The sequence below is a fragment of the Collinsella aerofaciens genome, assembly GCF_028206995.1.
GTDB lineage: Bacteria > Actinomycetota > Coriobacteriia > Coriobacteriales > Coriobacteriaceae > Collinsella > Collinsella aerofaciens_AQ.
In genome coordinates this window covers 168,783-181,138 of the sequence record NZ_JAQLFL010000004.1, presented here as the reverse complement: position 1 = coordinate 181,138, position 12,356 = coordinate 168,783, and the positions used below count along the sequence as shown (strand labels likewise).

The window sequence follows — 12,356 nt, the reverse complement described above, 5'->3', positions numbered from 1 at the left end:
CCGAACCCGGAAGCTAAGCCCCATCGCGCCGAGAGTACTGCGGGGTCGGCCCGTGGGAGGCCAGGGCGCCGCTGACCGGTGGACGGCACCGAGCCGTACGCTTGAACTGAGAAGGGGGAGGCCTCGCGGCCTCCCCATTTTTTTGCGTTTGCGGGCTTTTGTCTCACATAGTAGCTGTGTTTTATAACCCTCGTTTGTCGCATCTTCTGTGAACGGGCTACAATAACTTAGTCTGTGCGATATGGAGGTGAACATGGCTGAAGCTGGTATCGGCGTTGATATCGTCGAGATTTCCCGTATGAAATCAATTCTTGAAAAGACGCCGTCGTTTGCTCGGCGTGTGTTTACCGAAGAAGAGCGTGCGTATTGTGATGCATCATCGCGTCCCGCTGCTCACTATGCCAGCCGCTTTGCTTCGCGCGAGGCGGTACTTAAAGCTCTCGGCACGGGTTTTAGTCAAGGCGTTGGTCGCAAGGATGTTTCGGTTACGCGTGATAAACTCGGCAAACCGAAAGCGCTGCTTTCGGGCCGTGCTCTCGAGATCGCTCAAGAGCTGGGTGTTGTTGAGGTCGCTCTTTCCATTACGCTTACAGGAGACTTAGCCGTTGCGAATGCCATCGCGATTACCGAAGATGCTCGGCCTAAGCCAAAAGAGGAAAAGGTGAGTACCAAGAAACGCGTAGCGCAGACATTTAAAGAGGCTCGCTCTGTTTTAGATGAGCTTGAGCAGCTGCAGAATTCAGCATTGACGGAGCACCTGGGCGATGCTTCGCAAGATACGCTAGGAGCATAGATGAAACCGGTTTTGAGTACCGAAGAAGTCGTTCGTCTCGAGGATATCATCGAACGCGAAGGGACTTCGAAGGCCGAGCTTATGGAGCTCGCGGGTGAGTTTGCCGCCAACGAGATCTTGAAGCTCAATCCCGATCGGGTTCTCGTTCTGGTCGGTTTTGGTAATAATGGCGGCGACGGTTGGGTTGCCGCCGATATTCTGAGCCATAAGGGTGTGGACGTGGATATCGTTTCTCCGGTTGAGCCGGATGAGATTCCTGCTGCTCTGGCACGTCATGTTGCTCGTCGTACTGCCGGCCGCGATGTGCACGTTTGCGTCGGCCCCTCGCGTGATGAACTCGAGGTTTTGATCGATAAGGCCGATGTTGTTGTCGATGCCATTTTTGGTACCGGTTTTCACGGGAATCTGCGTGCGCCGTTCTCCATCTGGATTCCTACGGTCAATGAATGCGCCGACTGTGTCGTATCCATTGATGTCCCCTCGGGCCTGAATGCCGAGACGGGCGTTGTTGATGACGACTGCATTCGTGCCGAGCATACGGTGACGATGATTGCGCCCAAGATTGGTTTGTATAGCGCCGATGGCCCTGAGTATGCTGGCGATTTGATCTGCGGCAATCTTTACGACCGTCTTGACGAGGTCATCGATGATATCGACCACGCCGCCGAGATTGTCGAGCCCGGTGACTTAGTTGATTACTTTGCTCCACTACCTACGAATATCGATAAGTATTCCCGTGGCTCTGTGCTTATTGTCGCCGGATCTGCGCAATATCCTGGTGCTGCCATTATGGCGGCCAAGTCTGCAGCTCGCGCGGGTGCTGGTTACGTGGCAGTTGCGGCTCCTGACGCCTGCGCCAATCTTATTCGCATGGCACTTCCTTCGATTCCCGTCTTTGCTATTCCGTCTGATTCCCGCGGCTCCTTTGGCGCCGCTGCGCGCATGACGGTGTGCGAGATTGCAAAGAAGTACAGCTGCGTACTGTGCGGTCCTGGTATGACGACATCTGCCGGCGCTATGCAGGTGGTTTCGGGCTTGCTCGAGCTTGATGTGCCGCTTATTTTGGATGCCGATGCACTCAACTGCCTTGCTAAGATTGCCATTGACGGTATTGATAGTAACCCCGAGATGTATCGTCGCGAGCAGCCGTTGGTTATGACGCCGCACTATCGTGAGCTTTCGCGTCTGGTTGCCGGTGACGAGGTGAACGACCTTGGTACCGCGATTGCGGCCGCGCAGAAGGTTGTCTGGGCTGCAGGCTCCGACAACCTGGTTGTCATTGCCAAGGGGCCGACGACGGCTATCTGTGGCGTTGAGCGTGTGCTGCTGCCGCTCTCGGGTCCGGCTTCTCTGGCAACTGCCGGTTCGGGTGATGTTCTCGCGGGTATTTTGGCCGGCACGCTTGCCACTATGCGCGACGAGATGGATCGTTGGGAGTTGCTGTATTCGTACGCCGTCGCACTTCACAGCTACGCCGGTTTTGCCGCGGCGACGGAGTATGGTGAGAAGAGCGTCATCGCGACCGATCTTATCGACTTGATCGGTCCTGCCATGGAACTGGCGGCAAAGGATGCGCTCGAAGATCTGGGAATCATGGACGAAGGGTCGGATGACTAATCATGAATAAAGCCGATTTGACGCGCTGGTCCTGGGTTGAGATCGACCGCGGGGCGCTCCGTCGCAACACGAGGGCCTATAAGAACTTGCTGAATCCACGTCAGCGCCTGTGCTGCGTGGTCAAGGCCGATGCTTATGGTCATGGAGCTGTTGAGTGCGCCAAGATCATGTATTCGGCCGGTGCCGACATGTTTGCCGTGGCGACGGTTAACGAGGGCGTTGAGCTCCGACAGGGCGGGATAACGAAACCCATCCTCATCCTAAGCGAGCCGCCTATCGAGGCCATTCCGACGTTGCTCGAGTTTGATATCATGCCCTCGGTCTATACGTCTGACTTTGCTCTTGCGTATGGCGAATGTGCCGTCGCGGCGGGCAAAGTGGGCAAGTATCATCTCGCCATCGAGACGGGCATGAACCGCATCGGCGTACATTACACGCAGGTGCTCGACTTTGTCCGCGGTATTAATTTCCATCGCGGTATTCAGTGCGACGGCGTATTTACGCACTTCGCCACGGCCGATGAACCTTCGGGCTGGGACTACAAGCTGCAGTGTCAGCGCTTTACCGAGGCCGTTCAGGCCATTAAGGATGCGGGTTTTGAGTGCGGTATCGTGCACTGCGCCAACACGCCGTCTTCGATGCTCGACCCCTCGATGCATTTTGATATGATTCGCGCCGGCGTTGGCTTGTATGGCATGCAGCCGTGCGAGCTGAGTGGCCGCGTGATGCAGCTTGATCCCGTTATGAGCGTCCATGCGCGCGTGACGCGCGTGGCGCACCCTGCGATGGGTGAGGGCGTGGGCTACGGTTTTACCTACCGCGTACCGCGTACACGCGTTCAGATCTGCACGCTGCCGATCGGTTATGCCGACGGCCTATCGCGTACGCTTTCCAATCGTATGGATGTGCTGTATCGCGGCGAGCGTGTGCATCAGGTTGGCAATATCTGCATGGACCAGTTTATGGTCGCCATTCAGTCCAACCCGGCACACGAGATTTCCGAGGCCGAACATGGTGATGAGATGATTATTGTCGGCCGCGATGGCGATGCCGAGATCACTATGGACGAGATGGCCCGACTGCGCGGAACGATTAACTACGAGGTCGCCTGCGGCTTTGGCATGCGTCTCGACAAGGTCTACGTGTAGGAGCCGCTATGGGCGTCATGCACATCCCCGGCCATACCCATCAGGCACCACGTGAGGTCGCACTCGAGGAAATTGAGGCCGTTCTGGGCGATTGTCACCTCTGCCAGCTCTACCAGTCGCGTCACAATATCGTGTTTGGCGTGGGAAACCCCCGCGCTCGCGTGATGTTTATTGGCGAGGCACCGGGCCGCAATGAGGATTTGCAGGGCGAACCCTTTGTGGGGGCGGCAGGCGAGGACCTCAACGGCATTTTGTCCCTGGCGGGTCTTAAACGCGAAGACGTCTACATTGCCAATGTGCTTAAGTGCCGCCCGCCGGGAAACCGCAATCCGCGCCCCGAGGAAGTGCTGGCTTGCTCGCCGTTTTTGCGTGAGCAGATTCGTAGCATCTGGCCCGATATCATCGTGACGCTCGGCAACCCCGCGACGCACTTTGTGCTTAAGACCGAGATTGGCATTACTAAGCTGCGCGGTAGGTTCCACCAGATGGGGCATTTTGTAGTAATGCCCACGTTCCATCCGGCAGCAGCGCTGCGCAATCCGGCGTGGCAGGAGCTGTTGGAGGAAGACTTTAAGATGCTGGGCGACTATCTGGAGCGACATCCCGCACCAGAGGACGCCTCGGAATAATAAGGAGCATATATGTCCCTGGAGCGCCTGGGGGTAGGTACTTACAAAACGACTTGCGCTGCCGATACGGAGTACTTTGGCGAGCTAATTGCACCGTGCCTTGAGGACGGCGATGTGCTCATCCTGACCGGCGGCCTGGGAGTGGGCAAAACTCACTTTACCAAGGGCGTCTCGCGCGGGCTGGGCGATGAGCATATGGTTACGAGCCCTACGTTTGCGCTCATGGCCGTTCACGATCAAGGTCGTATTCCGCTGTTTCACTTTGATCTATACCGCCTGGAGCATGCCTACGAGCTCGAGGATACGGGCATTTTCGATGTGCTGGGCTATGAGGGTGCTTGCCTGCTGGAATGGGGCGAACAATTCCAGGACGAGCTGACGGATGAGTATCTTTCGGTGACGCTCAAGCGTGATGAGGGCGACAGCGATGTGCGAACGATAACGCTTGAGGCGCACGGTGACCGCGCAATGGAGCTTTCCCATTTGATTGATAAGGCTGTACAAGATGAGCTTGCATAACGACAACGCGCTGGTGGTGGCGCTCGATACCTCGACCGACATGCTTGCCTGCGCGGCAAGCTGGATTGATGGGCAGACGGGCGAGACGAAGCTCGTGAGTGGCGACCACATGTGTCGCCGTCACGCAAACGTTGAGCTCGTGAATACCGTTGATGGCGTGCTGGCTCAAGCCGGTCTGGATCGCAGCGATGTTGGTTGCTACGTGGTCGGCCGCGGCCCGGGGTCGTTTACGGGTGTGCGCATCGGCATCTCCACTGCCAAGGGCCTCGCGCGCGGTGCCAATGTTCCGCTGCTGGGCGTGTCGACGCTCGACGCTTGCGCTTGGACGGCGTGGAAGGCTGGCGTGCGCGGCAAGCTTGGTATCTTGGCCGATGCTATGCGCGGTGAGGTATATCCGGCGCTGTATATGCTGGTCGATGAGGGTCTCGAGCGTCAATTTGAGCGCGAACACGTGGTCAAGGCCGCCGTGGCGCTCGATGAGTGGCGCCAAGCAGCGGACTGGGACCAGGTTCAGCTGACCGGTGACGGTCTCGTGCGCTATGGCAAGCTGCTGGGTGAGGACGAGACCGCCCGCTGCGTGGAGCGCGACCTGTGGTGGCCTTCGGGCGAGGGCTTGCTGCTCGCGCACGCTGCGGGTGACGGCGATCCGGCCCGCGTCTTGCCGATTTACACGCGCCTTTCGGATGCCGAGGAAAACGAGCGCAAGCGTCTTGGTCTTGCCGAGAGTGCGCAGAGCGAAATTACGGGTGTTGCCGATGAGCTCGCCGGTCGTCATCTGCAGTTCCGCCCCATGGGCGCGGCGGATGCTGAGGGCGCGAGCGCGCTGGAGGCTGCCTGCTTTGAAGGTGCCGGACACGAGGCGTGGACGCCGGGCATGTTCCTGTCCGAACTGGGCGAGGACGTTGCTGCGCCGCGTAGTTGGTGGGTGGCACACGACGACGGCAAGCTGCTGGGCCTTGCCGGCGGTATGGTCGTGGACGGTGATGTGCAGATTCTGGATGTCGCCGTCGACCCGGCACATCGCCGCGAGGGCATTGCCCGCAAGCTGCTGTCGCACGTGAGCTATGATGCCCAGATGCTCGGCTGCACCACGGCTTCGCTCGAGGTCGAGGACGGTAACGAGGGAGCGATCGCGCTTTATAACGCTCTGGGCTTTACCGAGGCTGGCCGTCGCCGCGGTTACTACGGTGTTGGCAAAGATGCCATCGTCATGACGGCGCCGCTGCCCTTGGTGCTCCCGGTCGACAACGCTTCGCCCGAGCCGACGGCGGCTGAGCAGCGTGTATGGCCGCTGCCTGCGCCCGAGCGAACCGTTGAGGAGCGCGCTGAAATTGAGCGCCGTCGCCTAGTGCTCGCTATCGAGAGTTCCTGCGACGAGACGGCCGTGGCGATTATCGATGCGGATGGCAATATGCTGGCCAACCAGGTGTCGACACAGATTGATTTTCACGCCCGCTTTGGCGGCGTGGTGCCCGAGATCGCCTCGCGCAAACACGTTGAGGTGATTGTGAGTGTCGTGGATGCGGCGCTCGAGGATGCCGCAGCATCGCTTGGTCTTGAGGGTGGAGCCATTGCCCCCAGCGAGCTTGCCGCCGTGGGCGTGACACAGGGTCCGGGCCTGGTGGGCGCTCTCGTGGTGGGCGTTGCCTTTGCCAAAGGCTTTGCCTACGCTGCCGGTAAGCCGCTCGTATGCGTCAACCATCTGGAGGGGCACCTGTTTGCCAACTTGCTGGCGCAGCCCGACCTCAAGCCGCCGTTCATCTTCACGCTTGTCTCGGGCGGGCACACCATGCTCGTGCACGTAAAGGCATGGGGCGACTACGAGGTGCTCGGTGAGACGCTCGACGACGCCGTGGGCGAGGCCTTCGACAAGGTGGCCAAGGCGTTGGGCCTGGGCTATCCCGGTGGCCCCATCATTTCCAAGCTGGCCGAGACGGGCAATCCCCGCGCGATCGATTTCCCCCGTGCGCTTAACAGCAGAGGAGACTATCGTTTCTCGCTTTCGGGTCTTAAAACGGCCGTGACGCTCTACATCGAGCAGGAGACCAAGGCCGGGCGCACGATTCACCTGCCCGATCTGGCGGCTTCGTTTGAGGCAGCTGTCTTTGACGTGCAGTACAAGAAGGCCAAGAACGCGCTGCATGCCACCGGATGCAAGGAGTATTGCATCGGCGGCGGTGTCTCGGCTAATCCGCATCTGCGCGAGATGATGATCAAGAAGCTCGGTCGTCAGGGGATCCGCGTGACGGTGCCGCCGCTTTCGGCATGCACCGATAACGCCGCCATGATCGCGGAGGTCGCCCGCCGTAAATTCGACCGAGGAGAAATCTCGCCGTTCGACGTCGACGCCGATCCAAACATGACGCTGTAGTCGTACTTGTGCGGTCCCCGGCCCTGACCGGCCCAGCGGCCTTATATGAACTTTCCTGCTCTACAGTCCTGCTCACGACGGAGGTCACATTAAGTGGCCTCCTGTTCGTGCGGAACTCGCGATAAAGTTCATATAAGGCCGCTGGGCCGGTCAGGGCCGGGGACCTTTCTGTATCGATATGGCTTCTGAGTTGGATCGGCGTCGACAACGTCCAGCAAGGTTAACAAGCCAGCGTCGAATTTTCGGCGTTCTTTAGCTGAAAGAAAAAGTTGGTGTGCGGAGCTTTGCTCCGCACAGTTGGGATGGGAGCCCCTGAGAGCCGCGGGAGCCGGGCGGCGCATATGAACTTTATCGCGAGTTCCGCACGCAAAGGAAAGCACTTAATGTGCTTTCCGTCTTGCGCAGGACTGTAGAGCAGGAAAGTTCATATGCGCCGCCCGGCTCCCGCGGCTCTCAGGGGCATCTCTCATGCAAAAACTGTCGTGGGGTAAAGTCCGAGGTCAGTGGCGTTTTATACCGAGAAATCCAAAAAAGTTGAAAATTCATTACATATTTGCGTTGACTTTAGGTAACTAAAGTTTCATACTCCTTTTCAACCACTGGGGGATGTGAACACGCACGGATCGTTCACATCATGATTGAAGAGGATTTCTTAGACATGTTCACGCATCAGCTAAGCATTATCAGCGTAGTAATTATCTGATGCGGGTTAGCACATACAGCTAGCCCGTACGATAACGGGCGGCTGATAAAGATGAGGGCCGTCGAGCGCAACCGACGGCCCTCATTTTTTATGTCTAGGAAGTTCTTTTTAGAGGAGGAAATGTAATGAACGGAGTTTTGCTCATGGTTGTGGCCGCGGCGGTGCTCGCCTGCGGCTATCTGGGCTATGGCCGCTGGCTGGCCAACAAGTGGGGCGTTGACAAAGAGGCCCTCACGCCGGCCAAGCGCATGAAGGACGGCAAGAGCTTCTCGCCCGTCTCCGCCTTCACCGCGTTCTCGCACCAGTTCAGCTCGATCTGCGGTGCTGGCCCTGTCACGGGTACGATCGTCGCCATGGCCTTTGGCTGGCTGCCCGTCGTGCTCTGGGTCCTCGTCGGCGGCATCTTCTTTGGTGCCGTCCACGACTTTGGTGCCCTGTACGCTTCGATGAAGAACAACGGCAAGTCGCTCGCTCAGCTCATCGAGAAGTACATCGGCAAGACCGGCCGTCGCCTGTTCCTGCTGTTCTGCTGGCTGTTCTGCATCATCGTCATCGCCGCTTTCACCGACATGGTCTGCAAGACGTTCATGTTCACCCCGGCCGTTGACGCTTCTGGTGCTGCTACCGGTGCCATCGACTTCACCAAGTCCTATGCCGCCGGCTGCGCTGGTACCATCTCCATCCTGTTCACCTTCGTCGCTATCGCCTTTGGTTGGGCCCAGAAGAAGTTCAACCTCACCGGCGCTGCCGAGTTCGTCACCGGCGTGGTCCTCATGGTTCTCATGTTCGCCGTCGGTATGCAGTTCCCGGTCTACCTGGATAAGTTCCAGTGGTTCGCCGTCGTCATGGTCTACCTGGTCTTCGCTGGCGCCATGCCCATCCAGATGCTCAAGACTCCGCGCGATTACCTCACTTCCATCATGATGATCGTCATGATCGTCTGCGCTGTCCTCGGCATCGTCGTCCTGGGCGTCAACGGTCAGGCCACTATCACCGCTCCGGTCTTTACCGGCTTCTCCACTGCCTCCGGCATGATGTTCCCGGTCCTGTTCGTCTCCGTCGCTTGCGGTGCTCTCTCCGGTTTCCACAGCCTCGTTTCTTCCGGCACCTCTTCCAAGCAGGTCGAGAAGGAGCAGGACGCCGTCAAGGTCGGTTACGGCGCCATGATCGTCGAGTCCTTCGTCGGCATCCTTGCCATCATCGTCGCCGGCATCATGTTCTCCGACATGAACACCGCCGGTACCGGCGCCCTCAACGCCGGTGTCGCTTCCACCCCGTTCCAGATCTTCGCCGCTGGCATCTCCCGCGGCATGCAGGCCTTCGGTGTTGACGGCACGCTCGCTACTGTCTTCATGACCATGAACGTCTCCGCTCTGGCCCTGACCTCGCTCGACGCTGTCGCCCGCATCGCCCGCACCTCGTTCTCCGAGTTCTTTGCCCAGACCAACGACGCCCTGGCCATCGAGTCCCAGGCCGGCTACATGAAGGTCCTCGGCAACCCCTGGTTCGCCACGGTCGTCACCCTGCTTCCTGGTCTCGCCCTCGCTTTTGGTGGCTATGCCAACATCTGGCCGCTCTTTGGTGCTTCCAACCAGCTGCTCGGCGGCATGACTATGATCACCCTCGCCGTGTTCTGCAAGTGCACCGGCCGCAAGGGCTGGATGCTCTACGTGCCCGTCGCCTTCCTGCTCTGCTGCACCTTCACCTCGCTGGTTCAGAGTGCCATGGGCTGCATGACCGCCGTCCAGGCCTACGGTTTCTTCGGTACCATCCCGGCTACCGCCACCACGGCCGCCGTCTCCGTCGCCGCCACCAAGGGCCTGCAGCTCGTCTTCGCTGTCCTGCTGATGGTCCTGGGCCTCATCGTCGCCGTCAACTGCCTCAAGGAGTTCTTCGGCAAGGAGGCCGGTTCCATGCCCGACGAGGAGCCCGAGTGGTCCGAGATGGGCAAGGCCGAGTATGGCCGCGCTGCTGCTGCCGAGGCTCCTGTCGACGCCGAGGCCGCCAAGGCTTAGTCGACCTGACGAGTTGAACGTCACATCTATATGACTCGGAAAGACCGGGTCCGCGACTTCGCGGGCTCGGTCTTTTTTCATGCAAAAGCGGGTGACGCTCGAGTGTTCTCGCAGATGTTTTGCGTGGATAAGGGCGCGCGTTGTACCATATAGACGTATATGTGTGCATATGAAAGGGGCCCCGTGGCCAAGACGGTATATTCCGATAACCAACAAAATGTCGATGCTCTGGCTGAGCGCCTGAGCAGCCAGACGTCGCTTTCTGCTGAGCGTGCCAAGCTGGTTGCCTACGACCTGCTTTGCCGCAAGGCGCTCAAGATTAAGTCGAGTGCGCTGGCGCAGATTTTCCGCTCCGTCGATAAGGAGTGCGACACCAAGGCGATGCGCGATGAGCTTATCGCGGCAAAGATCGTGACCAAGATCGAGGGTAGCGGCATTAACGGGCGCCCGGCGTTCTATACCATCAATGCCGAGATTAACGATGCCCAGGAGCGGCCCGTCGAGGTTGCCGAAGAGGCCGTCGAGGACGTTGTCGAGGCGCCCGCTTCGGTGGAAACGGCTCCGCGCGAGCATGTCGATACCGACGAGCTGCTTGACGAGAGCGTCGTTCGCGCCTTTACGGCCAAGGCCGGCCGCGGCGGTTTTGGCGGGAGTGGCAAGCGCGATGCGCAGCGCCGCGCCCAGCAGGAGCGCTTCCGTCGCGCCGTTGCTCAAAAGGGTGAGACGGATGCTGAGGCTGTTGAGACCGAGGTTGCTGCCGAGTCGCAGAAGCCCGCGAGGGAGCAAAAGCCCGTGGAGGCCCAAGAGCCCAAGCGTCGTCGCGGTGCTCACTTTAAGACTGCACAGCAGGATGCCGCGCGTGAGGTTGAAGAGTCTTCTGAGGTTGCAGACGATGTTGAGGAGTCTGCCAAGAAGGCTCCGGGTTCGTGTCGTCCTGGTCGCGGTTTTGCGGGACGTGCATATCCCGTAAAGCGTCAGGAGAAGGGCGAGTCGGTTTCGACCACCCAGGACGAGAAGACCGTTGAGCCGGCGGCTCGCGAGCAGAAGCCTGTTGAACCGCAGCTTGAGGTTGATGCCGAGGCCAAGGGCCAGCAGCCTACTGATGAGCAGGCGGAGCAGGGCGCGTCGAGCAAGCCTCGCCGCCGTCGCCATCGTGGGGGCCGCAGTTCCCATGCCGAGACTGCAACCGAGAAGACCACGCCGCAGAACGAGGATGCGAAGGCCGAGGTTTCTTCGGGGCAGCCTAAGCGCCAGCCGGCGAAGGAGAGCAAGTCCGTTCGTCCGCAGAAGCAGGCGTCTATGCCGAAGCACGAGCGCAATTCCCAAGGCGATTCTAAGCGCAAGTCTCAGAGGAAGCCGGAGTCTGCCGCAGCAGATACTGCTGCCCAGCAGCCCAAGTCGTCCGTCCACGGCGAGGTCTCGGCGTTTGCCCTTGCCCGCGTTTTAGGCAGGCAGCTGCTCAAGGTTGTCCCTACGCCTACGGCGCTCTCTAAGATCAAGGAGCAGCAGACACAGATCGTAAAGGTCGAGGGCAAGGACGGCAAAAAGGCTCCGCAGCGCACTCAGCACAACGAGATGTCCAACCGCAAGATTGCCGAGGAAATCGCAATCATCCAGGCTTGGATCGAGCAGAACCGAGGTGCCGATACGCCGGTTGCCTCGCGCCGCCAGCGTGCCTACCAGATCTTTAACGACGAGAAGGCTTTTGACGGCAAGCACGGTGAGCGCTTGATCAGGCGTATGACCGAAAAGGGCATCAGCATGCAGGCGATCAAGGTCGCCCCCAATCGCCCCGTGCACTTTACGGGCTTCTTTACGCTGGGCGCCGACAAGCCGTTCATTATGGTCGAGAACCTGGACACCTACGACGAGATCGTCAAGCTGCTGCGTGGCCGCAAGCACGCCAAGCTCTTTGGCATCAAGGTGGGCGGCGTGATTTTTGGCGGCGGATGCAAGGCGAGCGTCTCGCATGCCTTGGACGATTATCTGGCCGAGATTGGCTATCGCTTTAACTACGTCTACTACGTAGGCGATATCGATCGCGAGGGCGCGCGCATCGTCGAACAGGCTCGCAATGCCAATGTGGTTGAGATTCGCCTGCATGCCGGCATGTACCGCGCCATGCTCGCCGAGCATAAGCGTCGCGTGAAGGCCGGCGGCGAGTGCGAGCCCGCGGCTGCCAACCAGGGCGTGCCGCAGAACCTGGCGGCGACGATCAAGGATCTGCCCATGGTTACGCGCGTGCAGTTCCGCAACGTGCTGCGCGAGGGCGGGCGCATTCCGCAGGAGATTCTGATGACCGCAGACTATCGGGATGGCGACTCGGGAAGCTTCGACCGCATGCTGAACAATTAGATTCCGCCGTTCTACCGAACGGCGGACTTCTTGACGCTGCGAGGGGCCCTGGCACGGCAATCTGACGTTCAACTTCGGCGGCGCGACCAGAAGGTCAGCGCCGCCTTGTTTCACGTCACCTTGCCATGCCAGGGCCCCTCTCGCTGTCACGTCCAAAACATCGAGGTCATGTAGCCTTCTTTGCGTGCGGAACTCGCGACAAACTT

8 protein-coding genes are annotated in these 12,356 nt (G+C 59.5%); all 8 read left to right on the top strand.

From position 1 onward, the window contains the following. Positions 1 to 253: 253 nt before the first annotated feature. The gene (gene acpS, locus PMX60_RS04800; RefSeq protein ID WP_006235843.1) at positions 254 to 793 is read left to right on the top strand and encodes a holo-ACP synthase; all 540 of its coding nucleotides are present in this window, start codon (positions 254 to 256) and stop codon (positions 791 to 793) included. Continuing rightward, the gene (locus PMX60_RS04795; RefSeq protein WP_271747078.1) at positions 794 to 2,410 is read left to right on the top strand and encodes an NAD(P)H-hydrate dehydratase; all 1,617 of its coding nucleotides are present in this window, start codon (positions 794 to 796) and stop codon (positions 2,408 to 2,410) included. A gap of 2 nt (positions 2,411 to 2,412) precedes the next feature. Continuing rightward, a complete protein-coding gene (gene alr / locus PMX60_RS04790; protein WP_271747077.1) occupies positions 2,413 to 3,558 on the top strand; it encodes an alanine racemase in 1,146 nt (381 codons plus the stop codon). 8 nt (positions 3,559 to 3,566) lie between these two features. Beyond that, positions 3,567 to 4,187: a uracil-DNA glycosylase gene (locus PMX60_RS04785; RefSeq protein ID WP_006235848.1), complete on the top strand. Its 621-nt coding sequence runs from the start codon at positions 3,567 to 3,569 to the stop codon at positions 4,185 to 4,187. A 12-nt stretch (positions 4,188 to 4,199) separates the two neighbouring features. Next, the gene (gene tsaE, locus PMX60_RS04780) at positions 4,200 to 4,706 is read left to right on the top strand and encodes a tRNA (adenosine(37)-N6)-threonylcarbamoyltransferase complex ATPase subunit type 1 TsaE (RefSeq protein WP_117735673.1); all 507 of its coding nucleotides are present in this window, start codon (positions 4,200 to 4,202) and stop codon (positions 4,704 to 4,706) included. Further along, on the top strand, positions 4,693 to 7,077 hold the full coding sequence (gene tsaD / locus PMX60_RS04775; RefSeq protein WP_271747076.1) for a tRNA (adenosine(37)-N6)-threonylcarbamoyltransferase complex transferase subunit TsaD: 2,385 nt from the start codon (positions 4,693 to 4,695) through the stop codon (positions 7,075 to 7,077). Before tsaE ends, tsaD begins: the two co-directional genes overlap by 14 nt. 828 nt (positions 7,078 to 7,905) lie before the next feature. Then, complete coding sequence (locus tag PMX60_RS04770) at positions 7,906 to 9,795, top strand: carbon starvation CstA family protein (RefSeq protein ID WP_271747075.1); 1,890 nt, start codon at positions 7,906 to 7,908, stop codon at positions 9,793 to 9,795. Between the two features lie 183 nt (positions 9,796 to 9,978). Continuing rightward, entirely contained in the window at positions 9,979 to 12,150 is a 2,172-nt protein-coding gene (locus PMX60_RS04765) for a hypothetical protein (protein ID WP_271747074.1), read from the top strand. Positions 12,151 to 12,356 lie beyond the last annotated feature (206 nt).